General features: G+C 69.4%; 13 protein-coding genes. 1 reads left to right on the forward strand and 12 read right to left on the reverse strand.

Annotation, left to right across the window (positions count from 1 at the left end):
* From AC5L36_RS12945 to AC5L36_RS12960, 4 genes are read right to left on the reverse strand one after another with little or no spacing between them, the layout of a single operon-like run.
* The gene (locus AC5L36_RS12945; protein ID WP_441215707.1) at positions 1–849 is read right to left on the reverse strand and encodes an ABC transporter ATP-binding protein; all 849 of its coding nucleotides are present in this window, start codon (positions 847–849) and stop codon (positions 1–3) included.
* Positions 846–2,621 (reverse strand): dipeptide/oligopeptide/nickel ABC transporter permease/ATP-binding protein, encoded by a 1,776-nt coding sequence (locus AC5L36_RS12950; protein WP_441215708.1) that lies wholly within the window; start codon positions 2,619–2,621, stop codon positions 846–848. Before AC5L36_RS12950 ends, AC5L36_RS12945 begins: the two co-directional genes overlap by 4 nt.
* 2 nt (positions 2,622–2,623) lie before the next feature.
* Positions 2,624–3,613: an ABC transporter permease gene (locus AC5L36_RS12955; protein ID WP_441215709.1), complete on the reverse strand. Its 990-nt coding sequence runs from the start codon at positions 3,611–3,613 to the stop codon at positions 2,624–2,626.
* A gap of 10 nt (positions 3,614–3,623) precedes the next feature.
* Complete coding sequence (locus AC5L36_RS12960; RefSeq protein WP_441215710.1) at positions 3,624–5,306, reverse strand: ABC transporter substrate-binding protein; 1,683 nt, start codon at positions 5,304–5,306, stop codon at positions 3,624–3,626.
* 237 nt (positions 5,307–5,543) lie between these two features.
* Between AC5L36_RS12960 and AC5L36_RS12965 the strand changes: the two genes are divergently transcribed.
* Positions 5,544–7,976: a glycoside hydrolase family 2 protein gene (locus AC5L36_RS12965; RefSeq protein ID WP_441215711.1), complete on the forward strand. Its 2,433-nt coding sequence runs from the start codon at positions 5,544–5,546 to the stop codon at positions 7,974–7,976.
* A 13-nt stretch (positions 7,977–7,989) separates the two neighbouring features.
* Here the strand turns inward: AC5L36_RS12965 and AC5L36_RS12970 are convergent, their stop codons facing one another.
* From AC5L36_RS12970 to AC5L36_RS13005, 8 genes are all read right to left on the reverse strand, one after another.
* Complete coding sequence (locus AC5L36_RS12970) at positions 7,990–9,570, reverse strand: amidohydrolase family protein (protein ID WP_441215712.1); 1,581 nt, start codon at positions 9,568–9,570, stop codon at positions 7,990–7,992.
* A 159-nt stretch (positions 9,571–9,729) separates the two neighbouring features.
* Positions 9,730–10,119: a universal stress protein gene (locus AC5L36_RS12975; RefSeq protein ID WP_441215713.1), complete on the reverse strand. Its 390-nt coding sequence runs from the start codon at positions 10,117–10,119 to the stop codon at positions 9,730–9,732.
* A 16-nt stretch (positions 10,120–10,135) separates the two neighbouring features.
* Positions 10,136–11,308: an L-talarate/galactarate dehydratase gene (locus AC5L36_RS12980; RefSeq protein ID WP_441215714.1), complete on the reverse strand. Its 1,173-nt coding sequence runs from the start codon at positions 11,306–11,308 to the stop codon at positions 10,136–10,138.
* 33 nt (positions 11,309–11,341) lie between these two features.
* On the reverse strand, positions 11,342–12,856 hold the full coding sequence (locus AC5L36_RS12985) for a tripartite tricarboxylate transporter permease (protein ID WP_441215715.1): 1,515 nt from the start codon (positions 12,854–12,856) through the stop codon (positions 11,342–11,344).
* 1 nt (position 12,857) lies between these two features.
* Positions 12,858–13,355, reverse strand: a complete 498-nt coding sequence (locus AC5L36_RS12990) for a tripartite tricarboxylate transporter TctB family protein (protein WP_441215716.1) — start codon at positions 13,353–13,355, stop codon at positions 12,858–12,860.
* Positions 13,352–14,347: a Bug family tripartite tricarboxylate transporter substrate binding protein gene (locus tag AC5L36_RS12995; RefSeq protein ID WP_441215717.1), complete on the reverse strand. Its 996-nt coding sequence runs from the start codon at positions 14,345–14,347 to the stop codon at positions 13,352–13,354. Before AC5L36_RS12995 ends, AC5L36_RS12990 begins: the two co-directional genes overlap by 4 nt.
* A gap of 8 nt (positions 14,348–14,355) precedes the next feature.
* Positions 14,356–15,699: an enolase C-terminal domain-like protein gene (locus tag AC5L36_RS13000; RefSeq protein WP_441215718.1), complete on the reverse strand. Its 1,344-nt coding sequence runs from the start codon at positions 15,697–15,699 to the stop codon at positions 14,356–14,358.
* A 5-nt stretch (positions 15,700–15,704) separates the two neighbouring features.
* Complete coding sequence (locus tag AC5L36_RS13005) at positions 15,705–17,291, reverse strand: aldehyde dehydrogenase (NADP(+)) (RefSeq protein WP_441215719.1); 1,587 nt, start codon at positions 17,289–17,291, stop codon at positions 15,705–15,707.
* Between the last annotated feature and the right edge of the window lie 4 nt (positions 17,292–17,295).

A 17,295-nucleotide genomic window follows, 5' to 3' on the forward strand; every position in this document is an offset into this window, starting at 1 on the left:
CTACCTGTGCTCGTACGGCGGTGCGCTGCCGGCCGTGACCACCTCGGCCGGGTCGACGTCGAAGGACCGGCCTCGCGCGGCCGGATCGGGCGACGCCGCGGCCAGCAGCTTGGTGTAGGGGTGTCGCGGGTTGAGGATGACCTCGTCGGCCGGGCCCCGCTCGACCACCCGCCCGCGGTAGAGGACCAGGATGTCGTCGGCGAAGTGCCGCGCGGTCGCCAGGTCGTGGGTGATGTAGAGGACGGCGAGGTCCTGCTCGCGTTGCAGGCGGGCCAGGAGGTTGAGCACGCCCAGCCGGATCGAGACGTCCAACATGGACACCGGTTCGTCCGCCACCATGACGGTCGCGCCAGGTGCCAACGCGCGGGCGATCGCGACCCGCTGGCGCTGGCCGCCGGACAGCTCGTGCGGCCGGCGGTGCGCGATGTCCCTGGCTGGGAGGTTGACCCGCTCCAGCAGCTCTACCACCGCCGACCAGGTCTGCGCTCGTGTGTGAGTGTGGCCGTGCAGCCGCAGAGGGCGGGCCAGGTGGTGGGCGATGCTGTGGAACGGGTTCAGCGAGGCGAACGGGTCCTGGAACACCATCTGCACGTGGTGCCGGTAGCCGCGGTTGGGCACCGCTGCGCCGCCGGGCCCCCGCAGGATGACCCGGCCGCTCGTGGGCCGTTCCAGGCGGGCGATGATCCGGGCGATCGTGGACTTGCCCGATCCTGACTCGCCGACCAGCGCTACCGTGCGGCCCGGGGTGAGGGTGAACGAGACGTGGTCCACGGCCCGCAGCCGGGCGCGGCGCAGACCGCCGCGAATGCGGAAGTCCTTGACCAGATCCGCCACCTCCAGCGTCGTCACGGCGCACCCCCGGATCGCACGAAGCCCCCGCGCTCGCCGGTGAGGCTGGGGAAGGAGTCGAGCAGCCGCCGGGTGTACGCGTGCCGTGGCCGGTCCCGAATGTCCTCGGCGGGCGCGTACTCCACGATCTCGCCGTCGAGCATGATGGCGATCCGGTCGGCGACTTCCAGCAACAGCGGCAGGTCGTGGGTGATGAACAGGACGGCGAAGCCGAGCTCCCCGCGAAGCCGCATGATCTCCCGGAGGATGCCGCGTTGCACGACCACGTCCAGCGCGGTGGTCGGCTCGTCGAGGATCACGACCTGCGGGTCGAGTAGCAACGCCATGGCGATCATCACCCGTTGCCGCATCCCGCCGGACAGCTCGTGCGGGTAGGAGCGCAACCGCCGCGGGTCGACGCCGACCAGCGCGAGTAGCTCGGCGCAGCGGGCCCGCCGCGCCGCGCGGGACATCGCCGGCCGATGGGTGGTGAGCACGTCCTCCATCTGCGCCCGGATGGTGAGGACCGGGTTGAGCGCGTTCATGGCGCCCTGGAAGACCATGGACAGCTTCGACCACCGGAAGGTGCGCAGCTGCCGCGGCGTCAAGGCGAGTACGTCGAGGTCGCCGTCCGCGCGGTCGTGGAAGGTCACGGATCCGGCGGTGACTTCAGCGGGCGGGCGGTGCAACCGGTTGACCGCGTACGCGAGGGTGGTCTTGCCGCAGCCCGACTCGCCGGCCAGGCCGAAGATCTCGCCGCGGCGCAGCGTCAGAGAGACGTCCCGCACCGCGTGCACCGGGCGTTCGCCCTGGTACGTCACGGATAGGCCGGTCAAGGTGAGCACCTCGTCGGCACTGGGGCTCGGCACAGGGACGGTGGTCTGCCGGGCCACGGTGCCGACGCGCCGGCGCAGGTCCCGCAGCTTCGGATTGATGATCTCGTCGATGCTGAAGTTGACCAGGGCCAGACCGCAGCCGAACAGGGCGATGACGAGACCGGGCGGCACGAACCACCACCAGGCGCCGCGTTGCAGGGCGAAGCCGTTCTGCGCGTAGTAGAGCATCGTGCCGAGCGTCGAGGATGACGAGGCGCCCAGGCCCAGGAACGACAGGCCGGCCTCGCTGAGGATCGCGGCGATGACCGCGAAGACGAACTGGGACGCGAGCAGCGGCAACAGGTTCGGCAGGATCTCGACGCCGATGACCCGCCAGGGTCGCTCCCCGGCGACGCGGGCGGCCAGCACATAGTCCCGACCGCGCAGGGACAGGGTCTGAGCGCGCAGCACCCGGGCCGAGGCCGCCCAGCCGGTGATCGCCAGTACCAGCGCGATGGTCCACGCACCGCGCTGCTCCGGCGGCACGAACGCGGAGATCACAATCACCAGGGGCAGGCCGGGAATCACCAGCATCACGTTGGAGAACAGCGAGAACGCCTCGTCGACCACTCCCCCGACGTAGGCGCCCACGATGCCGAACAGCGCGGACAGGAATGTGGCCATGACGCCGACGAGGAAGCCGATGTAGAGCGATCCCCGGGTGGCATAGGCGATCTGGGCGAGCACGTCCTGACCGGTCTGGGTGGTGCCGAGCAGGTGCCCGCCGCCCGGTGGCGTCAGGCCGATGTTGTCGATCCGGTCCGGGTCGCCGACCAGCAGCGGCCCGACGAGACCGAAAACGGTGATCGCGAGGATGAGCGCGGATCCGACGGCGAGCTTGGGAGACCAGCGGGGCACGAGGTTGCGCCAGCCGGCGCTCGGTCGCGGCTCCAGCAGGTCGGGACTGAGGTTGGTCATCCTCAACCGCCGGTCCGGGTGCGGGGGTCGAGGATGCCGTAGAGCAGGTCGACGGCGAGGTTGGCGGCCAGCACCGCGACCGTGATGACCAGGAAGATGGCCTGCATGAGCGCGTAGTCGTTGTTCTGCACCGCTTGCAGCAGCTTCGAACCGATGCCGGGGTAGGCGAAGACCTGCTCGGTGACGATCGACCCCGCCACGACGAAGCCGAGAGAGATGGCGAACCCGGCGACCGACGGCAGGACCGCGTTGCGCGCCGCGTACCAGATCATGATGCGCCCCTCGCGCAGGCCTTTCGCGCGGGCGGTGAGCACGTAGTCCTCGGCCATGGTGGAGACCATCATGTTTCGGGTGCCCAGCAGCCAGCCGCCGACCGAGGAGATCACGATCGTCAGTGCGGGCAGGACGCCGTGGTAGAGGGCGGAGCCGAGGAAGTCGGCGTTCCAGCCCGGGGTGAGGACGACGTCGTACCCGCCGAGGAGGGGAAACCAGCCCAGCGCGGACCCGAGCACGGCGACCAGGATGAGCGCCAGCCAGAAGTAGGGCACCGCGGAGAGCACGGTGGTGGCGGGCACCAGCGAGTCCAGCCAGGTGCCGCGCCGCCACCCCACGAAAACGCCCAGCACGATCCCGAACAGGACCGCCAGGACCGTCGCGATCCCCACCAGCGCGACGGTCCACGGCAGCGAGGTGGCGATGACCGTCGAGACCGGCGTCGGGAAGTCGCTCACCGAGATCCCGAAGTCACCGCGCACCAGGTTGCCCAGGTACGACAGGTACTGCCGGAACAGCGGCTCGTCCGAGTCGGTGCCGAGCAGCAGCTCGTACGCCCGGCGGGCGGACGGGTCGACGCCGCCGCCGCGCTGCTGGAGCTTTGCCATGAGGATGTCCACCGGGTCGCCCGGCATCATCCGCGGGATGAAGAAGTTCAACGTCACCGCGGCCCAGAGTGCGACCAGGTAGAAGGCGAGCTTGCGCAGGTAGTACCGCATCGGCCCGGACTTACTTGCCGGCTGGCTTGAGCCGCAGGTAGACCTCCGCGTTGTCGGGATGCGCCCAGACCGCCGGGAAGGCGTACAGGTCGCCGTCGGTCGGCCAGCCGGTGAACTTGGCGTCGTGGTAGACGTTGATCGTGCCCTGGGTGAGGACCGGGATGTACGGCATCGCCTGCTCGATGCGGGTCTGGATCGTCTCCAGGTGGGGCTGCCGCGCGGCGGCGTCGGCGGGGTTGATGCGCTTGAGCGCCTCGAGGGCCTGGTCGACCTGCGGGTCGGAGAAGCGGCTGACGTTCGGGCCCGGCTTGGCGCCGACCTTGGCGGTCTGCGCGGTGCTGAAGAAGTAGTTGTAGACGTAGAACGGGTCCGGCGCCGGGCCCTGGTAGAGCGAGTCGATGACCAGCTGGTACTGGCCGCGGTCCTTGACGTCGACGAACTCGTTCCAGGACAGCTGCTGCGCGGTGAGCTTGATGCCGGCCTGCTTGAGCTGCTGGCCGATGGTGTTCACCGCGGTGATGTAGTCGGTCCAGCCGGAAACCGTCTTCAGCGTCAGCGACAGCGGCTTGCCGCCCTTGGCGTAGAAGCCGTCGGAGCCTTTGGCGTAGCCGGCGCCCTCCAGGATCTGCTGCGCCCTGGCCGGATCCGGCTGCATCGGGGCGGTCCGCTGCCGCAGCTTGCCGGAGATGAGCTCACCGTCCCGGTCCGGCAGCAGGAAGCTGGGTGAGACGTCGCGGCCGGTGCCTTCGAACGCCAGCGCGTTGAGCTGGGTGCGGTCGATGGCCTGGTAGATCGCCTGACGCACGGCCGGATCGGTCTGCGGGCCCTGGCAGCCCAGGGCGGCGCTGCTGCACGTCACCAGCACGATCTGGTTCACCGGGGTGATGACGGCCTTGTAGCCGGGATAGCGCTTCTCCACGTCCTTGACGTCCGGCACCGGCCCGGTCTGCCAGTCGATCTGGCCGGCCTTGAGTGCGGTGGCTCCGGACTGGTTGCCGGACAGCGCCAGGTAGCGGATCTTCTTCACCGCCGGCTCGCCGCCCCAGTAGGTCGGGTTCGCCTTCAGCGTGTACGCCTGCGGCTTGAACTCCTCCAGCTGGTACGGACCGGTGCCGACCGGATCCTCGACCACGGCGACGGCCGGATCGGCGATGTCCTTCCACTTGTGCTCCGGCACCATGTACGTCTTGCCCAGGACCGATGGGCCGTCCACGAACGACGGTTGGTCGAACGCGATGGTCACATGCGTGTCGTCGACCGCGGTGGCCCGCCCGGCGTAGCCGGTGCTGTTCATCCCCTTGTGCTTGCTGATCATGTCGAGCGTGAACACCACGTCGTCGGCGGTGAACCTCTCGCCGTCGGACCAGGTGACGCCGTCCCGGAGCGTGATCGAGAGCTGCGTGCCGTCGGCGTTCCAGGCGAACTGGGTGCCCAGCCGCGGTGTTGGCTCGTCGTCGCGGACGATGTTGTAGAAGAACAGGGTTTGGAAGATCGTCCCCGTCCCGCCGATGGCCGTCGGCGCGAATGGGTTGAAGTTGATCTGATAGTCGGTGGACTGGCCGGTGTACGCGACCAGCGTCGGGCTCTCGCCCTGGGCTGACGTACCCGACGATCCGCAGCCTGCGGCAACGGCCGCCGCGGCGGCCAGTATCACGGCGGCGCGCGTGCTCGCGCCGCGTTTCATCGACAACATCGCGAAGTCCTCCCGACGTGCGGTGTTCCTGGGATGTGCTACGACATGGAGCCCGCGCTGCGGCCATTATCAAGTTGGCTAAGAAAGTCGTCAATACCTGCACTTGCAGGAGTCCGGCGTTCGTTGGCGCTCCGGCAGAACTGGCGGAGATCGAGGGCTGTTGACTTACTTAACTTGCCTGCGTAAGGATTCGGGTCACCCCGCGTCCACTGCCGCCGACCGTCGAAGAGAGGGCGGATGATGCGCAAGACCTTGCACGATGGTTGGCGCCTGCGCGCCGTGGAAGGGCCGGTGCCCGACGTGCTCGCGGGACGGGACGTGCCTGCTCGAGTGCCCGGCAGCACCCACCTCGACCTGATGGCCGCCGGCCTCATCCCGGACCCCTACCTGGACCGCAACGAGGCGACGCTGACCTGGATGCACCGCGTCGACTGGCAGTACACGACGGCGTTCCCGGCGCAGGCGCCCCGCTCCGGTGAGCGGGTGGAGCTGGTCTTCGACGGCATCGACACGATCGCCACCGTCGAGCTGAACGGCGACGTGCTCGGCCGCACCGCCAACATGCACCGCGGCTACCGGTTCGACGTCCGGGAGTCGCTGCGGGACGGCGGCAACGACCTGACCGTTACGCTGAGATCCGCGCTCACCCACGCCGAGCAGATGGAGCAGGGACTCGGCTGGCGGCAGCGGGCCTACCCCCACCCGTACAACGCCATCCGCAAGATGGCCTGCTCGTTCGGCTGGGACTGGGGACCAGACCTTCAGACCGCCGGCCTGTGGAAACCCGTACGGCTGGAGCGTTGGGACACCGCCCGCCTGGCCCAGGTGCGTCCCCTGGTCACCGTCGAGGCCGGCGGCACCGGCCGCGTCGACGTACACCTGGAACTGGACCGCGCCTCCGACCGCGACTACACCGCGGTCGTGGCCGTCGGCGACCACGCGGAACGGGTGACGGTCTCCGGCGACGCCGCGCACGTCACCGTCCTCGTGCCCGACGCACGGCTGTGGTGGCCGGTCGGCTACGGCGACCAGCCGCTGTACGAGCTGACCGTCACGCTCCTGGCCGACGGCGAGCCGGTGGACACCGACCGGCGCCGGATCGGGTTCCGCACGGTCACCGTGGACACCGAGCCGGACGAGATCGGTACGCCGTTCACCTTCGTCGTCAACGGCAAACGCGTCTTCGCCAAGGGCGCCAACTGGATCCCCGACGACCACTTCCTCAGCCGGATCACCCCGGAGCGGCTGGCCCGCCGGATCGACCAGGCCGTCGAGGCGAACATGAACATGCTGCGGGTCTGGGGCGGCGGCATCTACGAAACCGACGACTTCTACGACGCCTGCGACGAACGCGGCGTGCTGGTCTGGCAGGACTTTCCCTTCGCCTGCGCGTTCTACGCCGAAGAGGAGCCGCTGCGCGGCGAGGTCGAGGCCGAGGCCCGGGAGAACATCACGCGGCTCGTTGCCCACCCGTCGCTCGTGTTGTGGAACGGCAACAACGAGAACCTCGTCGCCTACACCGACTGGGGCTGGCAGGACAGCCTGGACGGGCGCAGCTGGGGCGTCGGCTACTACACCGAGCTGCTACCCAAGCTCGTCGCCGAGCTGGACCCCACCCGCCCGTACGCGCCCGGCAGCCCGTACAGCCCCGGCGACCTGCCACCCAACGACGCCTACCACGGCACCCGCCACGAATGGGACGTCTGGAACCGGGTGGACTACACCCACTACCGCGACCACATCCCGCGGTTCTGCGCCGAGTTCGGCTTCCAGGGGCCACCCACCTGGGCCACCCTTACCCGATGGGTCCACGATCAGCCGCTGACGCCCACCTCACCGGCGTTCCTGCTCCACCAGAAGGCCGATGACGGCAACGGCAAACTGCACCGCGGCCTCGCCCCCCACCTGCCGGTCCCGGACGACTTCGAGCAGTGGCACTGGGCGACCCAGCTCAACCAGGCCCGCGCGGTGGCCTTCGGCATCGAACACTTTCGCTCGTGGTGGCCACAGACCGCGGGGGCCCTCGTCTGGCAGCTCAACGACTGCTGGCCGGTCACCTCATGGTCCGCTGTGGACAGTGACGGACGACCCAAGCCGCTCCACTACGCGATCAAGCATGCGTTCGCGCCACGCCTGCTGACCGTACAGCCCCGTGACGGAAGGCCCACCCTGGTCGCGGTCAACGACCACGACCGCCCCTGGACGGGGACGGTCCTCGCGACGCGACAGACCTTCGCCGGCGACGTGCTCGCCACGGCTGAGCTGCCGCTCAGCGTGCCGGCCAGGTCAACCGCCCTGCTGGATCTGGCCGACGACTTGCTCAAGCCCGTCGACGTGCGAAGCGAGGTGCTGGTCGCGACCGCTGGGGATGCCCGTGCCCACCATTTGTTCGCCGAGGACCGCGACCTCGCGTATCTCCCGGCGCCGTTCACGGCCACGGTCACACCTGTGGCACGCGGCTACCGGGTCGACGTACGGGCCACCTCGTACGTCCGGGATCTCGCCCTGCTGGCCGACAAGGTGGCCCCCGACGCGGTCGTCGACGACATGCTCATCTCGCTGACGGCCGGTGAAACCCACGGCTTCTTCGTACATACATCGGCGAGCCTACGCGAACCGTCCACTTTGCTGCGTCCTCACATCCTCCGCTGTGCCAACGCCTTGGCGTAGATGACGGCTTGGATCAGAAGGCGGGCGGCGTGGGGCTGGTCGGTGTGAGGATGCCGCCGGCTCGGGTGCGGACCGCGTGTGCCGCTCGTGCGGCGTCGCGGACCACCTTGTCGACGTCGTGGCTGACCATCTCCCGGTTCCGTTTGACGATCCGGCCGTCGATGAGGACGGTGTCGATGTTCGCCGGGGTCGCGGAGCGGACGAGGGTGGATTCCAGGTCGCCGATCGGTGCGATGTTGATGTCGTCGGCGCGGATCAGGAGGATGTCCGCGCGCTTGCCGGGCGTTATAGAGCCGGTCGTCGCATCGAGGCCGAGAGCGCGTGCTCCGTTGATGGTGGCCATCTCGATGACCTGATGGAAGACGACGGCCGGCAGGTTGGCGGTGTCCGTCCCGAGGTACGGGATGCCGAGGTTCCACGCCACGTTCATGGACTCGAACATGTTGATCGGCGCGAGGGAGCTGGCGTCGAAGGAAAGCGAGACGGTAATGCCGGCGGCCAGCATGCGCAGCAGTTGACCGTGGAAGCCGCCGGCCGTGCCCAGCCGCAGTTCGGAGTGGACCGAGAAGCTCACGGGCGCCTTGGTCCGCAGCATCGCCTGCCGATCCGCCTCGTCGAACGGCAGGGCGTGGCACAGCAGGAAGTCCGGTCCGAGAAAGCCCATCCGCTCGAGGTCCGCCGCGCGTACCGCCGTGGTCGGTCCCTGACCTGAATGCACAGAGATGGGCAGCTGGCGTTTCTTGACCTCGGTCATCTCGACGAGGAAGTTTTGCAGCTGGCCGGGGCCGCGCAGGTTGACGCCGAGGTGTACCAGTCCGTCGAAGGGTGACTTTGGGCCGAACCAGGTGGCCCGTACCCGGTCGATGTCGGCGAAGTCTATTGGCTGGGTGGCCGGTTGGCCGTCGCGGTGCCCGTACGAGTAGCGGGCCCGGACCAGACCGTCGGCGTGGGCGTGGAGCTCGGCGTCGGCGTACTCGGGCCCGCGTACGTTGTGCGCCCAGTTGTTGACCGTGGTGATGCCGGCGCTGGCGCATTCGACGAGTCCAAGCAGGACGCTGTGGTAGAAGTCGTCCGGTGTGTACGCGGCGACGGTCGCCGATTTAGCGGCGAAGTACTCGAACCCGGTGGAGACGAAGTTGCGGCCTAAGGCGCTCCACATGTGGTAGTGCGTTTCCACGAAGCCCGGCATGGCGATCATTCGGGACGCGTCGATGACCTGGGCGCCGCGGACCCGCAGGTGGCGGCCGACCTGGATGATCCGGCCGTCGCGGACCTCGATGTCGGCCACGGCCCGGTTGCCGATCAAAGGGTCGACGGACACCAGGGCGGCGCCCTTGATGAGGTAGTGGCCGCGTCCGGGGCGTTCGCCGGGCTTGCGGGCGCCAACAAGGTCCGGCTTGCGCGAACCCGCGGCGGCGGTCGGTGCGGCGGCGAGTGGAGCGGCGGCCGCCGCCCCGACCGAGACGAGCAGAGTACGGCGCCCGAGCCCGTGGGCCGGCAACGGGCGGCCGCAGTCGTCGACGACCGCCGTGTTTGCTGGACCGTCCGGGGGGCCGTCCGCGGGTGGGGTGCCCGACCTTGTCGTGATCAACATGCCCGGACGGTAAGGACCGGCGGTTTCCGACGTGTCACTGATCTTGGACAACCGCATGAACCGTCCGCCTCACCGCGGCGCCGGCGCTGATTCCTTTGCCCGACGATGTTAGTGCCTCCCGCGCGTGCGTGCAGGATGGGTTGGGCTGGTGTCGCAGGATCACGCTTTGACGGCGAGCACGGGCGTGTGTGCCTCCATGAGCACGCGTTGGGCGCTGCTGCCGAGGACGAACTTGCCGACGGCGGTCCGCCGCCGCAGCCCGATGACAGTTACTTCGACGCCGGGTTCGCTGGAGGCGTCGATGAGGTCATCGGCGGCGGAATGCCCGTCGACCGGTTGCCGGATTTCGACCTCCACGGCCGCCGCGGCGCTGTCCGCACGGAGCCGGTCCAGGTCGGCTTGGCTCGCGAGGGCCGCATCGACCTGGGCGCCGGCGCGGGCTGAGTTGACGATGACGAGGCCGGTGGACCGTCTTGCCGCCTCCGCGAGCGCGTACGCGAAAGCCGCGTTTCCCTCCGGGGTGGGCAGGTAGCCAAGCAGCACGCTCATCGGGGTCCTTTCTGCGTCAGGAGGTGATCTCCACCCCGTCGATACGGTGAACCGCGGCGAAGTCGCTGAGGCTCAGACCGAGTCCTGGGCGGTGGGGTACGAGCATGTGGCCGTCGCGCAGTTCGAGACGTTCGTTCCAGAGGGGTTCGAGCCACTCGAAGTGTTCGACCCACGGCTGGTGCGGGTAAGCCGCGGCCAGGTGCAGGTGGATTTCCATCGCGAAGTGGGGCGCCATGCGCAGTCCCGCGTGGTCGGCGAGGGCCGCGACGCGCAGGAAGGGGGTGATGCCTCCGACACGTGGCGCGTCGGGTTGGACGAAGTCCGCCGCGCCCGCCTGGATCAGTGTCCAATGCTCGGCGACGCTGGTGAGCATCTCCCCGGTGGCGATGGGTGTGTCCAGCGAGGCGGCGAGGGCGGCGTGGCCCTGGGCGTCGTACGCGTCCAGCGGCTCCTCGATCCACTCCAGATTGAACTGTTCCAGGGTGCGGCCGATGCGTCGGGCGGTCGCGCGGTCCCACTGCTGGTTGGCGTCGACCATCAGCGTCACATCGTCGCCGAGCCGCTCCCGTACGGCCGCCAGCCGTCGCAGATCGGCTTTCGCGTCGGGCTGACCGACTTTGATCTTGATGCCGCCGATGCCGCGGGACAGCGCCTGTTCTGCGTTGTCGAGCAGTTCGTCCAACGGTGTGGACAGGAAACCGCCGGAGGTGTTGTAGCAGCGCACGGCGTCACGGTGGGCACCGAGCAGCTTGGCCAGTGGCAGGCCGGCGCGTTTGGCCTTGAGGTCCCACAACGCGATGTCGGTCGCGGCGATCGCCTGGGTGGCCAGGCCGCTGCGTCCGACGGATGCGCCGGCCCATACCAGCTTCGTCCACAGTCGAGCGATGTCGTTGGGGTCTTCGCCGATGAGCTCCGGCGCGACCTCGCGGGCGTGGGCATACAGGCCCGGGCCGCCAGCGCGTTTGGAGTAGCTGAACCCCAGGCCCTGGTGTCCGTCCGACGTGCCGATCTCGGCGACCAGCACGGCGACCTCGGTCAGTGGCTTCTGCCTGCCGGTGAGCACCTTGGCGTCGCTGATCGCCGTCTTGAGGGGCAGCCGGACAAGGCTGAGTCGGATGCGGTCGATGCGGTCGGTGCCGCCTGCTGGCGTAGGCGCCGGCTGGAACGGCTGAGTGCTGTGGGTCGTCATGGGTTCCGTTCCGTCGAAGTGCTGGAGGCCGGGCTATACCTGCCTTGTTTCACGGGCGATTCGGGCCGCCTGGCGGTTGCGGACCATGCGCAGGAGCGGGATGACGACGACGGTCAGCACCAGCACGGCGACAAGGACGGCCGACACCGGACGCTGGAAGAATCCGAGGACATCGCCGTCGAACAGGCGCATCGACCGGCGGAATGATGCTTCGAGGAGCTTGCCGAGCACGAAGGCGAGCACGAAGGGTCCGGGTTCGAAGCCGAGCTTCTTCATGCCGTAGCCGAGGATGCCGAGCGCGACGACGAGGAACATGTCGAAGGCGTTGTTTCTGATGCTGTAGACGCCGATCATCGTGACCAGCACGGTCAGCGGCGCCAGGATGCCCGCGCGGACCCTCAGCAGCCGCACGAACACGCCGATGAGTGGGATGCTGAGCAGCAGCAGGATGATGTTGCCCAGGTACATGGAGTTGACGACGCCCCAGAACACGTCGGGATGGTCGACGATCAGCTGTGGTCCGGGCGGGATGCCCTGCAACAGCAGGGCTCCAAAGAGGACGGCCATGGTGGCGTTGGCGGGGATGCCGAGCGTCAACAGGGGAATGAACGAGGACGTCGCCGCGGCGTTGTTGGCGCTTTCCGGACCGGCGACCCCCTCGATCGCGCCCTTGCCAAACCGGGACGGGTCTTTGGCGGAGCGCTTCTCCACGGCGTACGCCACGAGCGAGGACATCGTGGCGCCGCCGCCGGGCAGCACGCCGAGGACGAAACCGACGATCGAGCCGCGCAGGATCGCCATCCGGGACTGGAGCCACTCCAGTCGTCGCGGGATGGCGCGGCCGAAGGAGAGCACCGCCGGTTGTGGCCGCAGCCGGTGTTCGAGGTTGTAGAGGATCTCGCCGACGCCGAATACGCCCATCGCGACGATGACGAAGTCGATGCCGTCGGACAGTTGGTCGCTGCCGAACGTGAACCGCGGAGTGCCCACGAGCGGGTCCAGGCCCACCGTGGCGAGCAGGAGCCCGACGCCGGCGGCCGCGACACTCTTGATGAGCGCGCCGTTTCCGAGGGTGGCGACCAGGAAGATGCCGATCAGCGCCAGGACGGTGTATTCGGCTGGCCCGAACTCCAGTGCGGCGTCGGCGACGAGCGGGGCGATGAACGTCAGCAAAACGATCGAGGCGGTCCCGCCGATGAACGAGCCGATCGCCGCGATCCCGAGCGCGGAGCCGGCCTTGCCCTGGCGGGCCATCTGATGCCCGTCCAGCGCGGTGACCACAGTGGACGCTTCGCCGGGAAGCTTGAGCAGGACCGAGGTGATGGTGCCGCCGTACTGGGCGCCGTAGAAGATGCCGGCGAGCATGATGACGGCTGGCGCCGGCTCGATGTTGTAGGTGATGGGCAGCAGGATCGCGATGGTGGCGGCCGGGCCGAGGCCGGGCAGCACGCCCACCAGCATGCCCAGGGTCACGCCGATCACGCAGTACAGGATGTTCTGCGGCTCGAACACGACCTCGAACCCGGACAGCACGGAACCGAAGTCCATGTCAGCTCCCGATCAGGTGCGGCAGCGGCACGCCGAGCCCGGTGATGAACAGCAGGTACGCGGCCACGGTGGCCAGCACCGACACCACGGCGGTGACCCGCCAACTCTCCCCGCCCAGAAACCGCAGCCACAGTGCCAGCAGCAGCACGGTGGGTATCTCGAAGCCGATCAGTTCGAACAGGTAGGCGTAGATCGCCAGGCTGGCCGCACCGATGACGACGGCCGTGGTACCGCGGGTGAAGGCTTCGGTGTCGCGTGCCGCGCGGGCCCGGACCGCGATGGTGGCGCCGGCGCCGATCAGCAGCACCGCGACGATGCTCGGCCACAGCCCTGGTCCGGGGTCGGCGAGGGCGCCGAAGCCGAGAGCGCGGGCGTACCACAGGGTGGCCAGGCCGAGCGCGACGGGGATCGCGCCGGCGATGGCGGACAGGGCCGGGCCCCCGGTCGGGGGCCCGGCCTCGTCGGACGCCTCGGTTGGCGTGGACTGCTCGACGGTCATGACTTGAAGGTGAGGCCGAACTTCTGCGTCAGGGACGCGAACTGCGCGGCGGAGTCCGTCAGGTGCTGGCGCGCCTCTTGGTCGGAGACCTCCCAGCGCGCCATGTAGTTGTCCTTCAGGAACGTCTCGTAGGCGGGGTCCTTGCGGGCCTCGGCGAACGACTGCTCCAGCTTGGTGGAGACGGCCTCGGGCAAGCCGACCGGGGCGATGATGAACCGTCGCTGGTCGACCACGACGTCGTAGCCCTTCTCCGTGGCGGTGGGCACCTCGGGCAGGAACTCGCTGCGCTCGGTGGAGAAGATGGCCAGCGGCCGCAGCTTGCCGGCCTTGATGTGCTCCATCGTCTCGGCGAGGGAGCCGGACATGGCGTCGACCTGCTTGCCCAGCAGTGCCGTCACCGCGGGCGCGCCGCCGTCGAACGGCACGTCGGTCGCCTTGGTGCCGGCACCCTTGAACAGCAGCGCCTGGGACAGCTGGCCGCCGGTGCCCACGCCCGGGGTCGCGTACTTCACCGATGGCGCCTTCACCAGGTCCTCGACCGTCTGGTGCGGCGATTGCGCGTTGACGACCAGGACGTAGTCCTCCTGGACCAGCGTCGTGACGATCTCCATCTTGTCAGGCTGGATCGCGGTGGGATCCTTGACGACCAGCGGCGTGATCGCGAACAGTGACTTGACCGCCAGCGCGATGTTGTAACCGTCCGGCGACGAGGCCAGCACCTCCTTGCCGCCTACCGCACCGTTGGCACCGGGTTTGTTGGCGATGACGATCGACTGCCCGAGCGGCTTCTCGGCGGCCTTCGCGACGGCGCGGCTGATCAGGTCGCCGCTGCCGCCGGCCGCGAACGGCACGGTGAAGTTGACGGCCCGCGTGGGGTAGTCACTGCCGGCGTCGTCGCTACCACCCTTGACACCGCCGCAGGCGGCGACGGGCAGGATGGACACCGCTGCGAGGGCGGCCAGGACGCGGCGGCGGGTATAGGACTCACTCATGACGACTCCTAGAAGAGAGCGGACAGACAGGGTCGCTTGGGGTCGAACGTCCAGTTCGGGATGAGGTACTGCATGGCGACGGCGTCGTCACGGGCGCCGAGGCCCTGCTTCAGGTACAGCTCGTGCGCCGCCTCCACCCTCTCCAGGTCGAGGTCGACGCCGAGTCCCGGTGCGGTCGGCACCGCGATGGCGCCGTCGCGAATGGACAGCGGGTTCTTGGTGAGCCGCTGGCCGTCCTGCCAGATCCAGTGCGTGTCGATGGCCGTGATGTCGCCGGGCGCCGCCGCGGCGACGTGTGTGAACATGGCCAGCGACACGTCGAAGTGGTTGTTGGAGTGGGATCCCCAGGTCAGGCCCCATGCGTCGCAGACCTGGGCGACGCGCACCGCCCCGCTCATGGTCCAGAAGTGCGGGTCGGCGAGCGGGATGTCCACCGCGTTGGCGCGGACGGCGTGTCCCAGCTCCCGCCAGTCGGTGGCGACCATGTTGGTGGCGGTACGCAGTCCGGTGGCGCGCCGGAACTCGGCCATCGTCTCGCGGGCGGAGTAGACACCCTCGGCGCCACAGGGATCTTCGGCGTACGCGAGCACTCCGTCCAAGCCTCGGCACAGCGCGATCGCGTCGCGCAGCAGCCAGCCGCCGTTCGGGTCGACGGTGATACGAGCGTCCGGGAAGCGGGCGGCCAGGGCGGCCACCGCTTCTGCCTCCAGCGGGCCGGGCAGCACCCCGCCTTTGAGTTTGAAGTCGGAAAATCCGTAGCGGTTCTGGGCGGCCTCGGCTTGGGCGACGATGGCCTGCGGTGTCAGGGCCGGTTCGTCACGCAGTCGCAGCCAGGGGTCGGCGGTGTCCGCGGCGGAGCGGTACGGCAGATCGGTCCGGGTGCGGTCGCCGACGAAGAACAGATATCCCAGGGTCGGTACTGAGGTCCGCTGTTGCCCGTCGCCGAGCAGCGCGGCGACGGGCACCTCCAGGAACTGCCCGAGCAGGTCCAGCAACGCCGCCTCCAGGGCGGTAACGGCGTGGATGGTGGTGCGAAGGTCGTAGGTCTGCTGGCCGCGCCCGCTCCCGTCGCGGTCGGCGAACCGGCTCCGTACCTCACCGAGAACAGCGTGATGCTGGCCGATCGGGCGGCCGACCACCAGGTCGCGGCCGTCTCGGAGGGTCTGGGTGATGGCCGCCCCGCCGGGCACCTCGCCCACGCCGACATGCCCGGTCGTGTCGGTGAGGATGACCAGGTTGCGGGTGAAGAACGGGCCGTGCGCACCGCTGAGGTTGAGCAGCATCGAGTCGTACCCGGCGACCGGCACGACTCGCATGTCGGTCACGACCGGTACGGCATGGTCAGCAGGCATGGCGGTCACCTTTCAAGCCGGCCCTCGACGCGCCGCCACAGCCCTGACGGGTTGTCGTCGGTCACCGCCGGCGGCAGCAGTTCCGCGGGAACGTTCTGGTAGCTGACCGGCCGCAGGAACCGGTCGATCGCGAGCGTGCCGACCGAGGTGGTGCGGGCATCGGAGGTCGCGGGGAACGGTCCACCGTGGACGATGGCATGCCCGACCTCGACACCGGTAGGCCAGCCGTTGAACACGATGCGGCCGGCGATCAGCTCCAGTAGCGGAAGCAGACTTCGCGCCTGCTCGTGATCCTCGGCGGTCGCGTGCACGGTGGCGGTGAGCTGCCCCTCAAGCCGGTCCAGGATCTGGCATAGCTGGCCGCTGGAGGCGACCCGCACGATCAGCGCCGCCGCTCCGAAGACCTCCTCGTGCAGCATCGGGTTGGCCAGGAACGTGGCGCCGTCGGTGACGAACAAGCCGGCGCGGCCGGCGGCGGCAATCGTGTCGTCGTCTTCGCCTTCGGCGGCGACGGTCACCCCACTGGCGGTGCGGAGCCGCTCGACGCCGTCGGCGAACGCGGCGTGGATGCTCGCGCTCAGCATCGGCGCCGCCGGGGTGGCTCGCACCGCGTCGCTGGCCGCGGCCAGGAACTCGCTGAAGCCGTCGCCGTCCGGGACGAAAACCAGGCCGGGGCAGGTGCAAAGCTGGCCGGCGCCCGTGGTGAGCGAGCCGACCAGCGCCAAGCCGAGCGCCGCACCGCGCTCGGCCAACGCGCCCGGCAGTACGAATACCGGATTGACGCTCGACATTTCGGCGTAGACGGGGATGGGTTGGGGGCGGGCGGCTGCCGCCGCGACCAGGGCGAGGCCGCCGGCGCGGGACCCGGTGAACCCGACCGCTTGGACGCGTGGATGGGTGACCAGGTCGGTGCCGAGCCCGGGGCCGTCACCGAACAGCAGCGAAAAGGTGCCTTCGGGCAGTTCGTGCTCCTCGACCGCGGCCTTGACCGCGCGGCCGACCAGCTCGGACGTGCCGGGGTGCGCGCTGTGTGCCTTGACGATCACGGGTGCGCCGGCCGCGAGCGCCGACGCGGTGTCTCCGCCGGCCACCGAGAAGGCCAGCGGGAAGTTGCTCGCGCCGAAGACCGCCACCGGGCCCAGGGGAACGCGCCGCTGCCTGATGTCTGGCCGTGGCAGCGGGATCCGGTCGGGTCGGGCCGGGTCGATCCGTACGCCTTGCCAGCTGCCTTCGCGTACGAGCTCGGCGAACAGCCGCAGCTGCCCGCACGTGCGGGCGCGCTCGGACTCCACCCGGGCCTGCGGGAGTCCGGTCTCGCGGCGCACCCGGTCGATCAGGTCGTTGCCGAGCGCTTCGATGTTCGCCGCGATCGTGTCCAGGAACGCGGCCCGCCGCGGCAGGTCGCTGTCGCGGTAGCCGGCGAACGCCGCCCAGGCCAGCTCCGCCGCACGGTCGACCTCCTCGGTGCCGCCCAGCCCGTATGCCGGTTCCATCGCCTGCCCGGTGCGCGGGTCGACCGCCCGGACCTCGCCCTTGCCGCCGCGGATCTCGCTGCCACCGATCAGCATCGCGCCGGTCAGAACGCTGGTCACAGGT

This window comes from Phytohabitans sp. LZ39 (assembly GCF_059359075.1).

Bases quoted from the DNA above. Each gene is read 5' to 3' on its own strand.
- AC5L36_RS12975 (WP_441215713.1), bottom strand. From the start codon at position 10,119: ATGAGCGTGCTGCTTGGCTACCTGCCCACCCCGGAGGGAAACGCGGCT.
- AC5L36_RS12950 (WP_441215708.1), bottom strand. From the start codon at position 2,621: ATGACCAACCTCAGTCCCGACCTGCTGGAGCCGCGACCGAGCGCCGGC.
- AC5L36_RS13000 (WP_441215718.1), bottom strand. From the start codon at position 15,699: ATGCCTGCTGACCATGCCGTACCGGTCGTGACCGACATGCGAGTCGTG.
- AC5L36_RS12955 (WP_441215709.1), bottom strand. From the start codon at position 3,613: ATGCGGTACTACCTGCGCAAGCTCGCCTTCTACCTGGTCGCACTCTGG.
- AC5L36_RS12970 (WP_441215712.1), bottom strand. From the start codon at position 9,570: ATGTTGATCACGACAAGGTCGGGCACCCCACCCGCGGACGGCCCCCCG.
- AC5L36_RS12960 (WP_441215710.1), bottom strand. From the start codon at position 5,306: ATGTTGTCGATGAAACGCGGCGCGAGCACGCGCGCCGCCGTGATACTG.
- AC5L36_RS12980 (WP_441215714.1), bottom strand. From the start codon at position 11,308: ATGACGACCCACAGCACTCAGCCGTTCCAGCCGGCGCCTACGCCAGCA.
- AC5L36_RS12965 (WP_441215711.1), top strand. From the start codon at position 5,544: ATGATGCGCAAGACCTTGCACGATGGTTGGCGCCTGCGCGCCGTGGAA.
- AC5L36_RS12985 (WP_441215715.1), bottom strand. From the start codon at position 12,856: ATGGACTTCGGTTCCGTGCTGTCCGGGTTCGAGGTCGTGTTCGAGCCG.
- AC5L36_RS12990 (WP_441215716.1), bottom strand. From the start codon at position 13,355: ATGACCGTCGAGCAGTCCACGCCAACCGAGGCGTCCGACGAGGCCGGG.
- AC5L36_RS12995 (WP_441215717.1), bottom strand. From the start codon at position 14,347: ATGAGTGAGTCCTATACCCGCCGCCGCGTCCTGGCCGCCCTCGCAGCG.